Origin of the sequence: Hydrogenophaga sp. (assembly GCF_051858985.1) — a bacterium.
GTDB lineage: Bacteria > Pseudomonadota > Gammaproteobacteria > Burkholderiales > Burkholderiaceae_C > Hydrogenophaga.
In genome coordinates, this window is the sequence record NZ_JBHYGM010000003.1 from 865,046 (window position 1) to 883,973 (window position 18,928).

Genomic DNA, 18,928 nt, shown 5'->3' on the forward strand with positions numbered 1-18,928 from the left:
TGCGCGAATTGTCCGGGAAGTTTGATGACTTCGCGTTATATGGCGGTTGCGGGGGCGACGGCGGTCTCGCGCACCAGTCGCTTGAGCTCGGGGACGCATGATCCGCAGTTGGTACCGCACTGCAGGCTGGCTTGCAAGGCGGCCAGCCGCTCGGCCGGGCTGCCTTCGCAGGTTTGAAGGCGGCTCTGGATCGCGTCTTCGGTGACATTGAAGCAGGTGCAGATCTGCCTTCCTCGAGCGGCAATGGCCACCGGTGCCCGCGCGCCCGGCATCAGCAGCAGGCGACCGTAGGCGGCGGCGGGCAGCTCGTCCTGCAGCAGTGGCTTGATCCAGACTTCCGCGCGCGTGTCGCCTGCCAGAACGAACCCCTCGAGCTGGGTCGAATGCCCGTCGCGCACCAGGCGCGCGGTGCGGCGCTGGCCGAGGCGGCGGTCCGCGTAGCGCAGCGCGTCGCTGGTGTGCAGGCCGAGCAGCGCTTCGATGCTTTCGATCAGGGCTGGTTCAGGCGCTTCGTGCGCCGCCGCGCGGAACAGCACACCGGTGCGTTCGCGGCCAAACGGCACACAGCTTGCGAACGGAAACCGTGCCATCAAGCCCCGCAGGCCTTCACGCGCGGTCAGCGCGTCTTCCTCGGGCAGCCAGGCCACGCCCAGCAACGCCCAGGGCAGTTCGGCCTTGAGCACCTTCACGGCCGCGTGCTTGAGTTCTGGCTGTTTCGACGACGGGCAGAACGCGGATGTGGTGATGGCGTTCACGCCTGCGAGCACCTCACCCGTGCTGCTGCGGCCACTGAGGTACTCGGCGCCCCAGTGCATGGCGATGAAGAGCTGCGAGAGGCCGATCTCGGCCGATGACTGCACGGGCACCACGATGGAGCCGCGCTTGCTGGTCACATGGACCAGATCGCCGCCTTTCAGGCCACGGCGCTCCATGTCCTGTGCATTCATCTGCACCGCAGGCTCGGCCACGTGGCCGAACAGGCGGCCCAGCGTGCCAGTGCGCGTCATGCCGTGCCACTGGTCGCGCAGGCGCCCGGTGGTGAGCGAGAACGGGTAACGCGATTCGCGCGGTTCGGCCAGCGGCACAAAGGGCAGAGCGGCAAAGCGCGCGCGGCCATCTGAGGTGGGAAAGATGCCGTCTTCGTACAGGCGCTGCTTTCCGTGTGCTTCGCCTGGCCGGATGGGCCACTGCTGCGGGCCCTGCTGCTCGAGCATCGCGTACGAGAGGCCGGTGATGTCAAGATCGCGACCGCGTGTGGATTCGCGGTGTTCGAGCCAGATGGATTCCGGTGTGTCGTAGGAAAAGAGTGAAACATCCCTTTGGGCTGACGCCGCTTCCGTTCGGGCTGAGCATGTCGAATCCTTCTCACGGTGCGTGCTGGCAAGGGGAAGCTTCTGCTCGAGGCGTCTTGCGAAGTCGACGACGATTCGCCAGTCGTGCCGCGCAGCGCCGGGCGCCGGAACGGCCGGGCGCACGCGGCTGATGCAGCGCTCACTGTTGGTCACGGTGCCGTCTTTCTCGCCCCAGGTGGTGGCGGGCAGCAGCAGGTCGGCGAAATCGCAGGTGGCGGCGGTGGCAAAGGCCTCCTGCACCACGACAAACTCGGCGCGCTGCAGGGCGCGGCGAACCGTGGCCTGGTCGGGCATGGACTGGGCGGGGTTGGTGCAGGCGATCCACAGCGCCTTGATCTCGCCGTCGGCCGCAGCCTGGAACATTTCCACGGCGGTCTTGCCGGGCTTTTCGGGCACGTCGGGCACGCCCCAGAGTGCTGCCACTTCGGCGCGGTGCTGCGGGTTGGCCAGGTCGCGGTGGGCGCTCAGCAGGTTGGCCAGGCCGCCGACCTCTCGCCCACCCATGGCGTTGGGCTGGCCGGTCAGGCTGAAGGGACCCGCGCCGGGCTTGCCGATCTGCCCGGTGGCCAGGTGCAGGTTGATCAACGTGGCGTTCTTGGCCGTGCCGCTGCTGCTCTGGTTGAGTCCCTGGCAGTACAGGCTGAGCGTGGCGGGCGATTGCGCAAACCAGCGGGCCGCGGTGAACAGGTCATCCTTGCGCAGGCCGCACACCTGCGCCACCTGTTCGGGCGTGCATTTGCGCACCAGCGCCTTGAGCGCGTCGAAGCCGGTGGTGTGCGCGCCGATGTAGGCACTTTGGGTCCAGCCCTCCCACAGCATGATGTGCAGCAGGCCATGGAACAGCATCACGTCGCTGCCAGGCTGCAGCGGAAGAAAGAGGTCGGCGAAGTCGGCGGTGTCGGTGCGGCGCGGGTCGGCCACGATCACCTTCATGGCCGGGTTCCTTGCTTTCGCTTGCTCGATGCGCCGGAACAGCACGGGGTGGGCGAAGGCCGCGTTGCTGCCGACGATGAACAAGCATTGCGCGTGATTGACATCGTCGTAACAGGCGGGCGGCGCATCGGCGCCCAGCGTGAGCTTGTAGCCGGCCACAGCGCTGCTCATGCACAGGCGCGAGTTGGTGTCGACGTTGTTGGTGCCGATCAGGCCCTTGGCCAGTTTGTTGAACGCGTAGTAGTCCTCGGTGAGCAACTGGCCGCTGATGTAGAAGCCGATCGCGTCGGGGCCGTGCTGCTCGATCACCGAGGCAAAGCGATCGGTGGCCAGGTCGAGTGCGGCGTCCCAGTGCATGGCCTGTGCGGGCGAACCCCGCTGCAGGCGCTGCATGGGCTGGAGCAGGCGCGTCTGCCGCGTGACCTCGGGTGTGGCGGTCAGGTGCAGCGTCTGGCCCTTGGTGCACAGCTTGCCGAAATTGGCCGGGTGATCGGGGTCACCGCGCACGCCGGTGATCTGGCTGCCCTGGCTTTCAATCAGCACCCCGCAACCCACGCCGCAATACGGGCAGGTCGAACGGGTGGTGGTCGGGTTCATGCGGGCACGTGGCGTCTGGCCGGGCCGGCGATGGGACGGGTGAGGTCGGTGGCGTGATGCTCCAGTTCTTCGGCATCGAGGTGCACCCTGCCGTCGGCGACCATCACGGCAAACCTGGGCGTGCAGCCTTCATCGGGCTCCCTGGCGCAGCCGCTGTCCAGACCGATGGTCCAGTTGTGCAGCGGGCAAGCCACCTGCGTGCCGAACACGATGCCCTGGCTCAGTGGGCCGCCCTTGTGCGGGCAGCGGTCGAGCAGGGCAAAGAATTGGTCCTGATCGTTGCGGAACACGGCCACGTCCAGCCCGTGATCGCGCTTCACGCAGCGCGAGCCCAGCACGGGAATGTCGTCCACCCGGGCAATGGGAATCCACGCTCTCATGCTGCGCTCCCTTCCAGGACCACCGGCTGGATGGGGATGAACTGCCGTGTGTCCACCGAAGCCTTCTGGTGCTCGAACCACGGATCGGGCTCGCCGTCGAGCGCGAACTGCAGCTGCTCCCACAGCGCCTTGCGGCCTTCGTGGTCTTCCAGAATCCTCTTCTTCACATGGTCAAGTCCCACGCGGTTGACATAGTGCACCGTTCGCTCGAGGTACCAGCCCTCCAGGCGGTAGAGCTGCATGAAGGCGCCCGTGTATTCCAGCACTTCTTCAGCCGTCTTGAGCTTGGCGAAGAACTGCGCCACCTCGGTCTTGATGCCACCGTTGCCGGCCACGACCATCTCCCAGCCACTGTCCACGCCGATGATGCCGACGTCCTTGATGCCCGCCTCGGCGCAGTTGCGTGGGCAGCCACTGACCGCGAACTTCACCTTGTGCGGTGCGTACATGCGCCACATGGCGCGTTCCAGGTCCTTGCCCATCTGCGTGCTGTCCTGCGTGCCCATGCGGCACCACTCGCTGCCCACGCAGGTCTTCACCGTGCGCAGGGCCTTGGCGTACGCGTGCCCGCTGGGCATGCCGATGTCCTTCCACACCGCCTGCAGGTCTTCCTTCTTCACGCCCAGCAGATCAATGCGCTGGCCACCGGTCACCTTCACGGTGGGAATCTGGTATTTGTCCACCGCGTCGGCGATGCGGCGCAGTTCATCGGCCGTGGTCTCACCACCCCACATGCGCGGGATCACGCTGTAGGTGCCGTCCTTCTGGATGTTGGCGTGCGCGCGCTCGTTGATGAAGCGGCTTTGCGGATCGTCCCTGGCTTCCTTGGGCCACGTGCTGATCAGGTAGTAGTTGACGGCCGGACGGCAGGTGGCGCAGCCGTTGGGCGTGCGCCAACCCATGCCCTCGAACACCGCTCCGATGCTCAGCAGCCTGCTGTCGCGGATGGCATCGCGCACGGCCTGGTGGCCGTGGTCCGTGCAGGCGCACATGGCCTTGAGCTTGGGCGTGGCGGAGTAGTCGCCGCCGGCCGTGAACATCAGGATCTGTTCGACCAGGCCTGTGCAGGAGCCGCAGGACGCGCTGGCCTTGGTGTGCTTGCGCACTTCTTCCAGTGTGAACAGGCCCTTGTCCTTGATGGACTTGCAGATGCTGCCCTTGGTCACGCCGTTGCAGCCGCAGACCTCGTCGCTGTCGGCCATGGCCGCGGCCTTGCTGTGCCCCTGATGACCCACGTCGCCGATGTTGGACTCGCCGAACATCAGGCGGTCGCGGATGTCGGCCACGCTGCGGCCATCGCGCAACAGCTTGAAGTACCAGGAGCCATCGACCGTGTCGCCGTACAGGCAGGCCCCCACCAGCTTGTCGTCCTGGATCACCAGCTTCTTGTACACGCCGCCGGATGGATCGCTCATCACGATCTCCTCGGTGCCTGCGCCGCCGGTGAAATTGCCGGCGCTGAAAAGATCGATGCCGGTGACCTTGAGCTTGGTCGAGGTGAGCGAACCGACGTAGCGGCCAATGCCGAACTCCGCCAGGTGCGTGGCCAGCACCTTGCCCTGTTCGAACAGCGGCGCCACCAGTCCATAGGCGATGCCCCGGTGCGCCGCGCATTCGCCCACCGCATAGATGCGTGGATCGGTCACGGTCTGCAGCGTGTCGCTGACCACGATGCCCTTGTTCACATGCAGGTTCATGGACTCGGCCAGCGCGGTGTTGGGGCGGATGCCCACGGCCATCACGACCAGGTCGGCCGGCAGCTCGGTGCCGTCCTTGAAGCGGATCGCTTTCACGCGCCCGGCGTCGTTGCCCACGAGCTCCTGGGTCTGGGCGCCGATCAGGAACTTCATGCCGCGCAGCTCCAGCGATTGCTGCAGCAGCTTGCCCGCCACGTCATCGAGCTGGCGTTCCATGAGCCACGGCGCCACGTGCACCACGCTGACCGTCATGCCCCGTTTCATCAGGCCGTTGGCGGCCTCCAGGCCCAGCAATCCCCCGCCAATCACCACCGCATGCCGGTACAGCGTGGCGGCCTCGATCATGGCCTGGGTGTCGGCGATGTCGCGGTAGGCCAGCACGCCCTGGAGGTCTTTGCCGGGAATGGGCAGCATGAAGGGATTCGAGCCAGTGGCCAGGATGAGGCGGTCGTAGGCAGCCTCGATCACGCCGCCCTGGCCGTCGCTGGCTCGCACGACGCGCCTGACCCGATCCACTTCGGTCACGGTCTTGCCGGCGTGCAGCGTGATGCCGTGTTCGCTGTACCAGGCCCAGTCATTGAGCACGATCTCGTCCAGCGTCTGCTCCCCCGCCAGAACCGGCGAGAGCAGGATGCGGTTGTAGTTCGGGTGCGGCTCGGTGCCGAAGACCGTGATGTCGTACAGGTCGGGTGCGATCTTCAGCAGCTCTTCGAGCGTGCGGACACCGGCCATGCCGTTGCCGACCATCACCAGTTGGGGCTTTTTCATCACAGCGACTCCAGGGCAGGAAATTGAATTTGAGGACCTGCAGACGCTGTGTGCTCTACCGCACAGATGCAACTTGTTGCAAAGCGCAATGTCCGAGTCACGCAGGTGCGAAAGGTCCGGCAGGGGGCGTTTGTTACAACAAAAAAGAGAGCACGCTTCCGATATTTCACCGCGTGTTTGGTATGGTCAGTGCCACGCGCAAGCGCCTCATCTCTTTCTTTTTTGCGATTTGCAGAGTTCTCATGTTCGACAACATTCGCGCGGATTACCGCGCCCATGGAAGCAAGCTGGGCGCGCAAGGCTTCTGGGTGATGACCATCTACCGGCTGGGTCGATGGCGCTACACCCTCAAGCCCGTGCTGCTGCGCAAGTTCTTTTCCCTGATCTACCGGGTGCTCTACAAGATCGTTCAGATGGTCACGGGCATCGAAGTGCCCTGCGAAGTGAAGATCGGTCGCAACTTCGTGATCGACCACTTCGGGGGCATCGTGGTGAGCGGCTACACCCAGTTTGGCGACAACTGCCGCATCCGCACGGGTGTCGTGGTAGGGCTGGCCCGGGTTGAAGACCCCTGCGCGCCCGTGATCGGCAACAACGTGGACATCGGCGCCGGTGCCAAGGTGCTGGGTCGCATCGTCATTGGTGACAACGTGAACATCGGCGCCAATTCGGTGGTGACCACCGACGTGCCTTCCAATTCGATTGCCGTGGGCGTGCCGGCCCGGGTCATGCCGCGCAAACCACGCGAGGCTGCCGTGGCACCCTCCGGGGTTCCTCTGAACGAGGACGGCTTCGAGCCCGAAGCCCGTCGGGCCTGAGCCGGCCGGGGCGCGCAGTCGAGGAGCCATGGAAGCGTCGGGTGCCAATGGGAGCCTCAGGCTTTCAGAGCCACGGCAACCGGTGCCGGGCGAGCGCTGGCGATCGGTTCCACCTTGCGCTGTTTCTCGTAGAGGAACGTGAGGATCTCCTGCCGGCAATGGTTGTAGGCCGGGTTCTCGGCGAGGGCAATGCGGTTGCGTGGCCGCTCCAGCGGTACCTCCAGAATCTGACCGATGGTGGCCGAGGGCCCGTTGGTCATCATCACCACGCGGTCGGACAGCAGCACCGCTTCGTCCACATCGTGCGTGATCATCATCACCGTGTTGCCCAGCTCGCCCTGGATGCGGATCACTTCGTCCTGCAGGTGCGCTCGCGTCAGCGCGTCCAGTGCGCCGAAGGGTTCGTCGAGCAGCAGCACCTTGGGCTCCATGGCCAGTGCCCGCGCGATGCCCACCCGTTGCTTCATGCCACCGGAAATCTCCGAGGGCAGACGGTGCAGCGCGTGCGACATGTTCACCATGTTCAGGTTGTGCAGGATCCAGTCCTTGCGCTCGGCGGCGGTCTTGCTGCTGCCGAAGATCTTGGCCACGGCGATCTCCACGTTCTGGTAGACCGTGAGCCAGGGCAGGAGCGAATGGTTCTGGAACACCACGGCGCGGTCCGGGCCCGGCGCGTTGACCTCGCGCCCGTCGACGATGACGCCGCCCGCGGTGGCTCGCAGCAGCCCGGCGACGATGTTCAGCACCGTGGATTTGCCGCAGCCCGAGTGGCCGATCAGCGAGATGAACTCGCCGCGCTGCACATCGAGGTCGATGCCGCGCAGCACCGGGTTGACCACGCCGTTGTTGCCGGTAAAGGTCATGTCCACGCGCGAGAGGGTGAGGTAGGCGTTGCTCATGGTGTTCTCCGTGGGACGTTTCAGCTGGCCGATGTGCCGCGAGTGACGGCGCGGCCGATCCACGCCACCACGCGATCGAGCAGGAAGCCGATCACGCCGACGTAGACGAGCGCGAGGATGATGTCGCTGATGCGCGAGGAGTTCCACGCGTCCCAGATGAAGAAACCGATGCCCACGCCGCCGATCAGCATCTCGGCCGCGATGATGGCCAGCCACGACAGGCCGACACCGATGCGCAGCCCTGAGAAGATGAACGGCGCCGCTGCCGGCAGCATGATCTTGATGAAGTACTCGATGCCGTTGAGGCGGATCACACGGGCGACGTTGCGGTAGTCCTCCGGGATATTTCGGATGCCGATGGACGTGTTGATGATGATCGGCCAGATCGAGGTGATGAAGATCACGAAGATGGCCGAGGGGTTGCCATCCTGGAAGCCCGCCAGCGAGATGGGCAGCCACGCCAGAGGCGGCACGGTGCGCAGCACCTGGAACAGCGGATCAAGCCCGCGCAGGGCCCAGGTGGACTGGCCCACCAGCACACCCAGACTCACGCCGGCCACCACCGCCAGCGAGTAACCGTAGGCCACGCGCTGAAGGCTGGCCAGCAGTTGCCAGGCCACGCCCACGTCGTTGCCACCGTTGTCGTAGAACGGGTGGATGATGAGCTCCCACGTGTCTTCCACCACCTTGCTCGGTGGGGGCAGCGCGGCACCCGGACGCGAGCCGAGCAGTTCCCAGATGATCAGCAGCACCCCGATGACGAGCAGCGGCGGCAGCACATGGGTCATGAAGCTGCGCGAGGCAGACTTCACCCAGGCGGGCGCCAGCGCGGGTGCCGCTGGCGTCGCAAGACGGATGGGCTCGATGGTGTCGGTGGAATTCATGACGGCAGCTCCGGTGGTCTTTGGCAGGCGGGTGGCGCGTCAGGCGCTCTTGATGTACTTGATGCTCAGGCTGTCGAGGTACTTCTTGGGGTTGGCGGGGTCGAACACCTTGCCGTCGAAGAACTTCTCCACGCCACGCGAGGTGGAGGTGGGGATGTCCTTGGCCGCCACGCCCAGTTCTTTCGCGGCCGCGCGCCAGAGGTCCTCTCGGTTCACCTTGGCCACCAGGGCGTTCATGTCGGTGTTCGCAGGCAGGTAGCCCCAGCGGACGTTCTCGGTCAGGAACCACAGGTCGTGGCTCTGGAACGGGTAGCTTGCGTGGTCTTTCCAGAAGCGCATCTGGAACTTGCTGTTCGCTTCCACGCGGCCGGTGCCGTAGTCGAAATCGCCTTTCACGCGGTCGATCACATCGGCCACGGGGGCGTTGATCCAGCGGCGGCGTGAGCAGATCTCGGCCACCTCCGCGCGGTTCGCCGGGTCCTCGCACCACATCTGCGCTTCCATCACCGCTTTGAGCAGCGCCTTGGTGGCGATCGGGTTGGCCTGCACGTAGTCCGCGCGCATCGCAAACGCCTTCTCGGGGTGGTTCATCCAGAGCTCGCTGGTGGTGAGCGCCGTGTAGCCGATCTTCTGGTTGATGAGCTGGCGGTTCCACGGCTCGCACACGCAGAACGTGTCCATGCTGCCCACCTTCATGTTGGCCACCATCTGCGCCGGAGGCACCACGATGGTGGTGATGTCCTTGTTGGGATCCACGCCGCCGGCGGCCATCCAGTAGCGGATCCACATGTCGTGCGTGCCACCCGGGAACGTCATGGCAGCGTTCACCGGCTTGCCGGTCTTCAGGCGCTTGGCCAGCAGGGCCTTGCCGAACTCCTTGGTGTCCAGCCCCACCTTCATGTCCTTGTATTCGTCTCCCACTGAAATGCATTGGCCGCCCAGGTTCAGGCGCGCGAGGATGTTCATGGGCACGGGCACGTTGTTGGCGGTGACTGCGCCCGTGCTGATGAGGTAGGGCATGGGCGTGAGGATGTGCGCGCCGTCAATGCCGCCCTTGCCCGAGCCGAGCACGAGGTTGTCGCGCGTGGTGCCCCATGACGATTGCTTGAGCACCTCGACCTCGGTCATGCCGTGCTTCTTGAAGAAGCCCTTCTCGTCCGCCACGAACAACGGCGCCGCGTCGGTGAGGGCGATGAAGCCCAGCTTGGCCGCGCGCGTTTCGGGTGCGCCGGTGGCCTGTGCCTGGGCGCGACTGGCCCAAAGGCTGCCGGCGACGGCGGCGGCCCCCAGTGCCGAAGCCTTCTGCAGGACGGCGCGGCGCGAGGGAGACAGGGCGTTCGATGGTGTCTTCATGAGCAACTCCTTCAAAGGACGAGACAGGCAACAGAAAAAGCGAGGCACAAAACAAAACGGCGCCCATTGCCGGACCAGCCGAAGCTGGAACTGCAATGGACGCCGTTGTCCGAGTCTGGGAAGACCTGAAGAAAGCCAACCGCCATTGGCCAGCCTTCCTCTTTGAACCGTGACAAGCAGGTCCCGTGCCAGGTGTGTCTGTTTCGGTGGCTTTGGTCGCATGAGGCACTCGCCTCGTTGATTCCATTCAGAAAAAATCAGCGGAGAGTGCGGACGCAACCCAGGTGCGCGCACGCAGGATGGCGCGCAGATGGCTTCAAACTGGTGCGGAACCGCGTGCAGGCACACAATTTGTGCACTGCAGCACGGGTGGCCTTCAGGTCTGCCGCTGGGGCAACACATCGGCCATGGCCAGCACGGCTTCGGCCACTTCGATCAGGCGGCGGTTCTGGTTCATGGCCATCTGGCGCATGGTCTTGTGCGCTTCTTCTTCGCTGAGCTGGCGGTGCGCCATCAGCAACCCCTTGGCGCGTTCGATCAGCTTGCGTTCGTTGAGGCTGGCGCGCACGGTGTCGAGCTCTTCACCCATGGTCTGCAGGCGGCGCGCCTGGTCCTGCACCAGCTCGAGAATGGAGCGGTCCAGCTGAAGACCGTAGCCAGGCGCCACGGGCCGGACTTCGGTGCTGGCGTCGCGGAAGAACGAAAGGGCGTCGGCATCCCGGGTGGGCTGAGGGTGCAGGGCGTGGAACGAGTCAAGCTCCCGCGTGGCAGCCACGATCTTGTCCTCGCACGCGCGCAGCAGATCGAGCGCCAGACGGTCCTCCACCGCCTTCATGCGGTCGATGCGGCGCGTGCAGCAGTCGAACCACGCCTGGCTCAGTTGTGCGTTCAGAGGCGTTCCATCCGGGGCGGTGCACAGCACCCGGCGCAAACGCTCCAGCTCGGCCAGCATCGCGCTGGCCTGGCTGTTGACCCAGAGGTCAACCACCTGCGGGTTGGCGAATTCGCTGAACACCTGCAGGCAGCGTTCCTGCGATTCGATGAAATGCAACAGGCGTTGCTGCTCTGCCACCTCCGCACGACCAGACGCAAACAGCGCCGAACCGGCAGCGCGCTCCTGCCCCGCGAACTCCTTGCCCTGCATGAAATTGAACAGGGCCACCAGAAGGCGCGAGATCTCCGGGTCGCTGGCGCTGTCCGCCGCTTCGAACACCACGCCCAGCAAGCCGGCGATGAGCCGTACGTAAGCCTCGGTGGACTGGCGCATCGACCAGTTCAGGGAGTCGACGCGTTCGCGCAGCCCGGCGAGGGCGTCCAGGCCGTGGAGCACGTAGGCGATTCGGCTGAAGAGCCGGGCGCCGTAGCCCAGCCGCGCAGTGTCGGTGTCCAGGCTGTCGAAGCAGGCGCGCAATTCCGCTTCGATCTGGCGGCATTCCTGGATCTGCTGGGCCCGCATGCTCGTGAACAGGGTGCCCTGGGATCCCAAATACAGGTTGGACAAACCCCGCTCGCGCTGGAGCCCGTGCACCAGTCGACCGGTCACGTTGACCAGCGCGCTGGTGAGTGCAAGCTGCCGCAGCTCGGCGATTTCGCAGCGCTTGGCCGCGACGAGGAAGTTCAGACCCGTTTTCATGCTTTCGTGGGGATTCCGAGTACCGAAGCATTACCGAGCAACAAACATGCCGCCCGTACACTTGGCGCCATGCTTGTCCTGGGAATCGAATCGTCTTGCGACGAAACCGGCGTGGCGCTGGTCGATGCCAGCGGCAGCGCCACGCCGCGCCTGCTCGGCCACGCGCTGCACAGCCAGATCGACATGCACCAGGCCTACGGCGGCGTGGTGCCTGAACTCGCCAGCCGCGACCACATCCGTCGAGTGCTCCCGCTCACCGACGCCGTTCTCGCCCAGGCCGGGCTGCCCCTGGCTTCTGTGGACGCGGTGGCCTACACGCGCGGGCCCGGGCTGGCCGGCGCGCTGCTGGTGGGCTCGGGCGTCGCGTGCGCGCTGGGCTTCGCGCTGAACAAGCCGGTCATCGGCGTGCACCACCTCGAAGGCCACCTGCTTTCGCCGTTCCTGAGCGCCGATCCGCCGGCGTTCCCGTTCGTCGCGCTGCTGGTCTCCGGGGGGCACAGCCAGCTCATGCGGGTGGATGGGGTGGGTCGCTACGAACTGCTCGGCGAAACCATCGACGACGCGGCCGGCGAGGCCTTTGACAAGTCGGCCAAACTGCTCGGCCTGGGCTACCCCGGTGGACCGGCACTGGCCCGGCTCGCCTTGCAGGGTGATCCGCTCGCCTACCGGCTACCCCGGCCGCTGCTGCACAGCGGTGATCTCGATTTCTCGTTTGCCGGCCTCAAGACCGCGGTGCTCACCCAAGTGAAGAAGCTGGCCCATGCCCGCGCAGAAGGGCCGGCCACCGCTCACCTGGCCGACCCGCTCACGGCGCAGCAGAAGGCCGACGTGGCCGCGAGCGTGCAGGCCGCCATCGTCGAAGTGCTGGTGAAAAAGTCCATGGCCGCGGTGCGCCAGTGTGGGTTGCGTCGCCTGGTGGTGGCCGGTGGCGTGGGTGCCAATGCACTGCTGCGTGAGCAACTGGACGCGGCCTGCCAGAAGGCCGGCGTGCGCGTGCACTACCCAGAGCTGCATCTGTGCACCGACAACGGCGCCATGATCGCGCTGGCTGCCGGCATGCGGGTGCAGACCGGACTGGCGTGGGGCTCTGGCCTTGCGCTGCCGGGGTACCACTTCGACGTGAAACCGCGCTGGCCACTGGCCGATCTCGCTGCGGACTCAACGTCGTAATTATGAATTAGACTCCATCCCTCTGTCGCCTTCGTGACTCGTTTTGCGGGTTTCGGTCATCCGGCCAAGGCGTTCAGAGGAGCTGTTTTCCCCATGAAATCCATGTACGCCTTTCGCCGCCGTTCTCTCGCTGCCCTGTTGATGGGCGCCCTGGTCGCGCCGTTCGCCACCGCCCAGGCGCCCGCGCCTGCCATCGGCGCACCGATTCGCATTGCCATGATCGAGGGCCTCTCGGGCCCGTTCGCCAACACCGGCGAGGCGGTCTTCCGCAACCTGGTCTGGGCCACCGAACGCGTCAATGCGCGGGGTGGCGTCAAGCTGCCCGGTGGCAACCGACCGCTGGTCATCGAGCGTTTCGACAGCAAGGGCCAGGCGGAGGAAGCGCTGTCGTCGTTGCGCGCTGCCGCTGACAAGGGCATCACCGTCGTCACGCAGGGCAATTCGTCGGCCGCCGCCAGTGCGCTCATCGAGGCGATCAACAAGCACAACGAACGCGAGCCAGCGCGCCAGATGCTGTTCCTGAACTATTCGGCGGTGGACCCGGTGCTCACCAACGAAAAATGCAGCTACTGGCATTTCCGCTTTGACGCCCATGCCGACATGCGCGTGAGTGCGCTCATGAGCGTGCTGCGCGAAGACAAGGCGCTGAAGAACATCTACCTGATCGGGCAGGACTACAGCTTCGGCCAGGCGGTGTTGCGGGAGGCGCGCACCCAGCTCGCCACCCAGCGGCCCGACGTGAAGATCGTCGGCGACGAGCTTCACCCCATGGCCCGCGTGAAGGACTTCCTCCCCTACGCCTCCAAGATCAAGGCCAGCGGCGCTCAAGCCGTGCTCACCGGAAACTGGGGCAACGACCTCACGCTGCTGGTGAAGGCCGCGCGCGAGGTGGGCTTCGAGGGCAGCTTCTACACCTTCTACGGCAACGCGCTGGGCGCACCCGCCGCGATGGGCGATGCCGGAATCGGCAAGGTGATTGCCGTGGCCGACTGGTTCCCCAATGTCCCCACGCCGGACTCGGAGGCCTTCTACCAGTCGTTCCGCCAGCGTTTCCCCAGCCCCGCCGACGACTACGTGCACATGCGCATGCAACTCATGATCGAATCGCTGGCCCAGGCCATCGAACGGGCGGGTGCGTCTGGTGGTGAGATCAACGCCGCGAACATCGCCACCCAGCTGGAAAAGGCGGAAGTCACGCTGGCAGGCCAGACGGCGCGCATGCGCGCAAGCGACCACCAGTTCCAGCAACGGCTGGCCGTGGCCATGATGGACCGCCAGGGCGCACCCGGCGTGAAATTCGACGTGGAAGGATCGGGCTACGGCTTTCGCGTGATCCGAAACCTCACCCCGCAACAGGCAGAGCAACCGCACCGATGCAACATGATCCGACCCGGGTGAGCGCACCCGTACACCACCCTCATCCTCGCCAGGTGGTCGCCGACCTGGAAGCGTCGCGAATCCGCGAGGTGGCCAACGAGGGCCTCGGCCGTGAAGGCGTGCTGAAGTTCTGGTTTGGCGAAAGCGATGACGTCACGCCAGGCTTCATCCGCGAGGCTGCCATCGCGTCGCTGCAGGCCGGCGAAACGTTCTATGCCCACAACCTGGGCCTGCCGGAATTGCGCGACGCGCTGGCGGCCTACACCGATGACCTGCATCCCGGGCGGGGCGTGGCCCACTGGCGCCAGCGCCTCGCGGTCACCTCCGGCGGTGTCAATGGGCTCATGCTGGCCTCGCAGGCCATCGTGGAAGCGGGCGACGAGGTGGTGGTGGTCACGCCGGCCTGGCCCAACCTGGTGGCGCAGCCGCTGATCATGGGCGCGCGCGTGAAGGCTGTGCCGCTCAAGGTGGTCGAGGGCGGTCCGCGCGCCGGCGCCTGGGCGCTGGACATGGACGCCTTGCTGGCGGCCGTCACCCCGTCCACGCGGATGCTGATCGTCAACGCCCCGAACAACCCGACGGGCTGGACGCTCACGGCCGCCGAGCAGCGCAGCATCCTCGCGCATTGCCGTCGCACCGGCACCTGGATCCTGGCCGACGAGGTGTACGAGCGGCTGTACTTCGGCGCCGACACGCCCAACGGCGCGGCCAGCAGCTTCCTCGACGTCGCCGAACCACAGGACCGGGTCATCGTTGCCCACAGTTTTTCCAAGAGCTTCCTGATGACCGGCTGGCGCCTGGGCTGGCTGGTGCTGCCGGCCGAGCTCACCGACGCAGTCGGCAAGCTCATCGAATACAACACCTCTTGTGCGCCGGTGTTCGTGCAACGGGCCGCCACGCAGGCGTTGCTGCGGGGGCACGAGGTGACGCCCGCCCTGGTGCAACACCTCAAGGCCTGCCGCGACACCCTGGTGCCTCTGCTGCGCGGCCTGCCGGGCGTCACGCTGGCCGAACCGCTGGGCGGCATGTACGCGTTCTTCAGACTGGAAGGGCAGGCCGATTGCCTGGACACTGCCAAGCGCCTGGTGCGCGAGGCCGGGTTGGGCCTGGCGCCGGGCAGTGCCTTTGGTCCTGAAGCCGCGGGCTGGCTGCGCTGGTGTTTTGCCAGCCGCGACCGGGAGCGCCTGGTCCAGGGCGTGGGCAGGCTGGCGGCGTGGCTCAAGGTGCAGCCCCGTTAAGGTCGTCTGGTCTATAATCGCCGGTTGCTGTCTTCACGGACGGCATTCACGCCCGCTGCGGCCCATGTTTCCGGGAAAGCATTGAAAGGTGCCGGAAAGCGTGCCAGCTGCGACGGGACGCAAGTCAAAACCAAGGATTTTCATGATCGCCCAATCCATCAAGGCCGAGGTCGTTTCGGCCAACGCGCGCGCTGCCAACGACACCGGCAGCCCCGAAGTGCAGGTTGCCCTGCTCACCGCTCGCATCAACGAGCTGACCCCCCATTTCAAGACCCACGCCAAGGACCACCACGGCCGCCGTGGCCTGCTGCGCATGGTGAGCCGCCGCCGCAAGCTGCTCGACTACCTCAAGTCCAAGGACGCTGACCGCTACCTGGCCCTGATCCAGAAACTGGGCCTGCGCAAGTAATTGGGCCGGCTGTGACACGCAAAACGCCTGAGTTGGTTCGCCGGCTTGGGCGTTTTTTGCTTGTCGCCCGCCCTTTTTGATTCCGGAAGCATCGATGACAGAGCGAAGCTGTGTCATTCCAGGCGGTCTGTGGGCCCAAGCCGCGCCCACAGCCCACCTGGAATGGCATCGTGTTCTGGGTTGTGTTTCCGGGTTTTTGTGCAGCCATCGGCTGCACGTTGAGCCTTCCGCCACCGGCGGTGGCATTTAACGGAGAGACAACATGAGCATGTTCAACAAAGTCACCAAGACCTTCCAGTGGGGCCCCCACACCGTCACGATGGAAACCGGCGAAATCGCCCGTCAGTCCACTGGCGCCGTGCTGGTCAACATCGACGACACCGTGGTGCTCGCCACCGTGGTCGCCAAGACCGAAGCCAAGGCCGGCCAGGACTTCTTCCCGCTGACCGTCGACTACACCGAGAAGTCGTACGCCGCCGGCAAGATCCCCGGCAGCTTCTTCAAGCGCGAAGGCCGTCCGAGCGAACTCGAAACGCTGACCTGCCGCCTCATCGACCGCCCGATCCGCCCGCTGTTCCCCGAAGGCTTCTACAACGAAGTGCAGGTCATCGTGCATGTCGTCAGCCTGAACCCCGAAGTGCAGGCCGACATTGCCGCCATGATCGCGACGTCCGCCGCGCTGTCCGTGAGCGGCATTCCGTTCAACGGTCCAATTGGCGCTGCGCGCGTGGGTTACATCAATGGGCAGTACGTGCTCAACCCCGGCCAGACCCAGTTGAAGGACAGTCAGCTCGACCTGGTCGTCGCCGGCACCGAAGCCGCTGTGCTGATGGTGGAGTCCGAAGCCGACCAGCTGTCTGAAGAGATCATGCTCGGCGCCGTGGTGTTCGGCCACGAGCAGGGCAACATCGCCATTGCCGCCATCAACGACCTGGTTCGCGAAGCGGGCAAGCCCGCCTGGGACTGGCAGCCGCCGGCCAAGGACGAGCCGCTGATCGCCAAGATCGACGGACTGGCCAAGGCCAAGCTCGAAGCCGCCTATCAGATCCGCAACAAGCAGGCCCGCACCCAGGCCTGCCGCACCGCGTATGCGGACGTGATGGCGGCACTGAAGGCCGAAGGCGTGGACTTCGACAGCGTGGCAGTGGAAGCCCTGCTGTTCGAGATTGAAGCGAAGATCGTGCGCGGCCAGATCCTGGCCGGCGAGCCCCGCATCGACGGCCGCGACACGCGCACCGTGCGTGCCATCGAGATCCGCAACGGCCTCCTGCCGCGCACCCACGGCTCGGCCCTGTTCACCCGTGGTGAAACCCAGGCGCTGGTGGTGGCCACGCTCGGCACCGACCGCGACGCGCAGCGCATCGATGCGCTGGCCGGCGAGTTTGAAGACCGCTTCATGCTCCACTACAACATGCCACCCTTCGCCACCGGTGAAGCCGGCCGCTTCGGCACCCCGAAGCGCCGCGAGATCGGTCATGGCCGCCTGGCCAAGCGCGCGCTGATCGCAGCGCTGCCCAGCAAGGAAGACTTCCCCTACACCATGCGCGTGGTGTCGGAAATCACCGAGTCCAACGGCTCCTCGTCGATGGCTTCGGTGTGCGGCGGCTGCCTGGCGTTGATGGACGCCGGCGTGCCGATGAAAGCCCACGTGGCCGGTATCGCCATGGGCCTGATCAAGGACGGCAACCGCTTCGCCGTGCTGACCGACATCCTGGGTGACGAAGATCATCTGGGCGACATGGACTTCAAGGTGGCGGGTACCACCAACGGCATCTCGGCGCTGCAGATGGACATCAAGATCCAGGGCATCACCAAGGAAATCATGCAGGTCGCGCTGGCCCAGGCCAAGGAGGCCCGCATGCACATCCTGGGCAAGATGCAGGAAGCCATGGGAGAAGCCAAGACCGAAGTGTCCAACTTCGCGCCCAAGCTCTTCACCATGAAGATCAACCCCGAGAAGATCCGTGATGTGATCGGCAAGGGCGGCGCCGTCATTCGCGCGCTGACCGAAGAAACCGGCACGCAGATCAACATCGACGAAGACGGCACCATCACCATCGCCTCGACCGACTCGGCCAAGGCCGACGAAGCCAAGCGCCGCATCGAGCAGATCACCGCCGAAGTGGAGGTGGGCAAGGTCTACGAAGGCCCGGTCACCAAGATCCTGGACTTCGGTGCCCTGATCAACCTGTTGCCCGGCAAGGACGGCCTGCTGCACATCAGCCAGATCGCGCACGAGCGCGTCGAGAAAGTCACCGACTACCTCACCGAAGGCCAGGTCGTGCGCGTGAAAGTGCTCGAGACGGATGAGAAGGGCCGCGTCAAGCTGTCCATGAAGGCCTTGGCCGAGCGCAACACCGGCGAGCAGGCACCGCAGCCCCAGTCCTGATGTCGCGCTTGGAGTCGGTGATGCAAGCCGTTGAAATCAGCGCCTATGGCGCACCCGAAGTCCTGCGCCTGGCCGAGCGGCCGGTGTCGGTCGCGGGTGCGGGCGAGTTGCTGATTCGCGTGAGCGCCTCGGGCGTGAACCGTCCCGACGTGCTGCAACGCACCGGCAACTACCCGGTGCCACCTGGCGCTTCCGACATTCCCGGCCTTGAGGTGGCGGGCGTGATCGAATCAGGCGACCCGGCGGCGATGGCCGAGGCCGGGTTGAAGGTCGGCGACCGCGTGTGCGCCCTGGTGGCGGGCGGTGGCTACGCGCAGTGGTGCGTAGCCCCCGTGGGCCAGTGCCTGCCCGTGCCGGCGGGGCTGGACGACATCGCTGCGGCCTCGTTGCCCGAAACTTTCTTCACCGTCTGGAGCAATGTGTTCGACCGTGGGCGCCTGCAAGCGGGCGAGACGCTGCTCATCCAGGGCGGGACCAGCGGCATCGGCGTGACGGCGATCCAGATGGCCAAGGCCTTGGGAGCGCGGGTGATCGCCACGGCGGGCAGCGACGACAAATGCGCCGCCTGCCTGCAACTCGGTGCCGACCATGCGATCAACTACCGGACGCAGGATTTTGTGGAAGAGGTGGCCCGGCTGACCGACAAGAAGGGCGTCGACGTCATTCTGGACATGGTGGCCGGTGCTTATGTGGCTCGCGAGATCGAATGCCTCGCCGAGGACGGCCGGCTGGTGATCATCGCGGTGCAGGGTGGCGTGAAGGCGGAAATCAACGCGGCGCTGGTGCTGCGCCGACGGCTCACCGTCACCGGCTCGACCTTGCGTCCGCGACCGGTGGCGTTCAAGGCGGCCATTGCCATGTCCCTGCGCAAGAACGTGTGGCCATTGCTGGCCAACGGAAGCATCAAGCCGGTGGTCCACCAGGTGTTCAAGGCGGGTGATGCGGCGGCCGCGCACACGTTGATGGAATCGAACCAGCACATTGGCAAGCTGGTGCTCAGCTGGTCCTGAAGCCAGATGCAAAGAGACATA

Annotated in this window: 14 protein-coding genes; 7 read left to right on the plus strand and 7 right to left on the minus strand. The window is 65.7% G+C overall.

The window, feature by feature from the left end:
* Positions 1-35: 35 nt before the first annotated feature.
* Genes ACTIEY_RS16615 through nirB form a run of 3 tightly spaced genes read right to left on the minus strand, consistent with a single transcriptional unit; the run spans position 36 to position 5,727 of the window.
* Positions 36-2,882, minus strand: coding sequence for a nitrate reductase (locus ACTIEY_RS16615; RefSeq protein ID WP_439520235.1), 2,847 nt, complete (start codon positions 2,880-2,882; stop codon positions 36-38).
* Entirely contained in the window at positions 2,879-3,262 is a 384-nt protein-coding gene (gene nirD, locus ACTIEY_RS16620; protein WP_439520236.1) for a nitrite reductase small subunit NirD, read from the minus strand. The genes ACTIEY_RS16615 and nirD overlap by 4 nt, the downstream gene beginning before the upstream one ends.
* The gene (gene nirB, locus ACTIEY_RS16625; protein ID WP_439520237.1) at positions 3,259-5,727 is read right to left on the minus strand and encodes a nitrite reductase large subunit NirB; all 2,469 of its coding nucleotides are present in this window, start codon (positions 5,725-5,727) and stop codon (positions 3,259-3,261) included. The genes nirD and nirB overlap by 4 nt, the downstream gene beginning before the upstream one ends.
* Positions 5,728-5,969: 242 nt before the next feature.
* On the opposite strand from nirB, the gene ACTIEY_RS16630 reads away from it, so the two are divergent.
* Positions 5,970-6,545 carry a serine O-acetyltransferase gene (locus tag ACTIEY_RS16630; RefSeq protein WP_439520238.1) on the plus strand — a complete coding sequence of 192 codons (576 nt, stop codon included), beginning with the start codon at positions 5,970-5,972 and terminating at the stop codon, positions 6,543-6,545.
* Positions 6,546-6,601: 56 nt separating this feature from the next.
* On the opposite strand, the gene ACTIEY_RS16635 is transcribed toward ACTIEY_RS16630, so the two are convergent.
* From ACTIEY_RS16635 to ACTIEY_RS16650, 4 genes are all read right to left on the minus strand, one after another.
* Positions 6,602-7,444 carry an ABC transporter ATP-binding protein gene (locus tag ACTIEY_RS16635; RefSeq protein ID WP_439520239.1) on the minus strand — a complete coding sequence of 281 codons (843 nt, stop codon included), beginning with the start codon at positions 7,442-7,444 and terminating at the stop codon, positions 6,602-6,604.
* A 20-nt stretch (positions 7,445-7,464) separates the two neighbouring features.
* Positions 7,465-8,328: a nitrate ABC transporter permease gene (gene ntrB / locus ACTIEY_RS16640; RefSeq protein ID WP_439520240.1), complete on the minus strand. Its 864-nt coding sequence runs from the start codon at positions 8,326-8,328 to the stop codon at positions 7,465-7,467.
* A gap of 39 nt (positions 8,329-8,367) precedes the next feature.
* Positions 8,368-9,681 carry a CmpA/NrtA family ABC transporter substrate-binding protein gene (locus ACTIEY_RS16645; protein ID WP_439520241.1) on the minus strand — a complete coding sequence of 438 codons (1,314 nt, stop codon included), beginning with the start codon at positions 9,679-9,681 and terminating at the stop codon, positions 8,368-8,370.
* A gap of 376 nt (positions 9,682-10,057) precedes the next feature.
* Complete coding sequence (locus ACTIEY_RS16650) at positions 10,058-11,314, minus strand: nitrate- and nitrite sensing domain-containing protein (protein ID WP_439520242.1); 1,257 nt, start codon at positions 11,312-11,314, stop codon at positions 10,058-10,060.
* A 69-nt stretch (positions 11,315-11,383) separates the two neighbouring features.
* On the opposite strand from ACTIEY_RS16650, the gene tsaD reads away from it, so the two are divergent.
* The 6 genes from tsaD to ACTIEY_RS16680 all read left to right on the plus strand — a co-directional run bounded on the left by tsaD (position 11,384) and on the right by ACTIEY_RS16680 (position 18,907).
* Entirely contained in the window at positions 11,384-12,484 is a 1,101-nt protein-coding gene (tsaD, locus tag ACTIEY_RS16655) for a tRNA (adenosine(37)-N6)-threonylcarbamoyltransferase complex transferase subunit TsaD (protein ID WP_439520243.1), read from the plus strand.
* A 102-nt stretch (positions 12,485-12,586) separates the two neighbouring features.
* Complete coding sequence (locus ACTIEY_RS16660) at positions 12,587-13,882, plus strand: branched-chain amino acid ABC transporter substrate-binding protein (protein WP_439520311.1); 1,296 nt, start codon at positions 12,587-12,589, stop codon at positions 13,880-13,882.
* Complete coding sequence (locus tag ACTIEY_RS16665; RefSeq protein WP_439520244.1) at positions 13,858-15,099, plus strand: pyridoxal phosphate-dependent aminotransferase; 1,242 nt, start codon at positions 13,858-13,860, stop codon at positions 15,097-15,099. The genes ACTIEY_RS16660 and ACTIEY_RS16665 overlap by 25 nt, the downstream gene beginning before the upstream one ends.
* Positions 15,100-15,241: 142 nt before the next feature.
* Positions 15,242-15,508: a 30S ribosomal protein S15 gene (gene rpsO / locus ACTIEY_RS16670; RefSeq protein WP_086124425.1), complete on the plus strand. Its 267-nt coding sequence runs from the start codon at positions 15,242-15,244 to the stop codon at positions 15,506-15,508.
* 262 nt (positions 15,509-15,770) lie between these two features.
* Positions 15,771-17,897: a polyribonucleotide nucleotidyltransferase gene (pnp, locus tag ACTIEY_RS16675; protein WP_439520245.1), complete on the plus strand. Its 2,127-nt coding sequence runs from the start codon at positions 15,771-15,773 to the stop codon at positions 17,895-17,897.
* Between the two features lie 20 nt (positions 17,898-17,917).
* Positions 17,918-18,907: an NAD(P)H-quinone oxidoreductase gene (locus tag ACTIEY_RS16680; RefSeq protein WP_439520246.1), complete on the plus strand. Its 990-nt coding sequence runs from the start codon at positions 17,918-17,920 to the stop codon at positions 18,905-18,907.
* The last annotated feature ends 21 nt before the right edge of the window (positions 18,908-18,928 follow it).

What these genes read in the sequence shown, in the direction of transcription:
- ACTIEY_RS16660 (WP_439520311.1), top strand. Translation starts at nt 12,587, where the DNA reads ATGTACGCCTTTCGCCGCCGTTCTCTCGCTGCCCTGTTGATGGGCGCC.
- ntrB (WP_439520240.1), bottom strand. Translation starts at nt 8,328, where the DNA reads ATGAATTCCACCGACACCATCGAGCCCATCCGTCTTGCGACGCCAGCG.
- ACTIEY_RS16650 (WP_439520242.1), bottom strand. Translation starts at nt 11,314, where the DNA reads ATGAAAACGGGTCTGAACTTCCTCGTCGCGGCCAAGCGCTGCGAAATC.
- rpsO (WP_086124425.1), top strand. Translation starts at nt 15,242, where the DNA reads ATGATCGCCCAATCCATCAAGGCCGAGGTCGTTTCGGCCAACGCGCGC.
- nirB (WP_439520237.1), bottom strand. Translation starts at nt 5,727, where the DNA reads ATGAAAAAGCCCCAACTGGTGATGGTCGGCAACGGCATGGCCGGTGTC.
- ACTIEY_RS16615 (WP_439520235.1), bottom strand. Translation starts at nt 2,882, where the DNA reads ATGAACCCGACCACCACCCGTTCGACCTGCCCGTATTGCGGCGTGGGT.
- ACTIEY_RS16680 (WP_439520246.1), top strand. Translation starts at nt 17,918, where the DNA reads ATGCAAGCCGTTGAAATCAGCGCCTATGGCGCACCCGAAGTCCTGCGC.
- ACTIEY_RS16635 (WP_439520239.1), bottom strand. Translation starts at nt 7,444, where the DNA reads ATGAGCAACGCCTACCTCACCCTCTCGCGCGTGGACATGACCTTTACC.
- ACTIEY_RS16630 (WP_439520238.1), top strand. Translation starts at nt 5,970, where the DNA reads ATGTTCGACAACATTCGCGCGGATTACCGCGCCCATGGAAGCAAGCTG.
- ACTIEY_RS16665 (WP_439520244.1), top strand. Translation starts at nt 13,858, where the DNA reads ATGCAACATGATCCGACCCGGGTGAGCGCACCCGTACACCACCCTCAT.
- pnp (WP_439520245.1), top strand. Translation starts at nt 15,771, where the DNA reads ATGAGCATGTTCAACAAAGTCACCAAGACCTTCCAGTGGGGCCCCCAC.
- tsaD (WP_439520243.1), top strand. Translation starts at nt 11,384, where the DNA reads ATGCTTGTCCTGGGAATCGAATCGTCTTGCGACGAAACCGGCGTGGCG.
- nirD (WP_439520236.1), bottom strand. Translation starts at nt 3,262, where the DNA reads ATGAGAGCGTGGATTCCCATTGCCCGGGTGGACGACATTCCCGTGCTG.
- ACTIEY_RS16645 (WP_439520241.1), bottom strand. Translation starts at nt 9,681, where the DNA reads ATGAAGACACCATCGAACGCCCTGTCTCCCTCGCGCCGCGCCGTCCTG.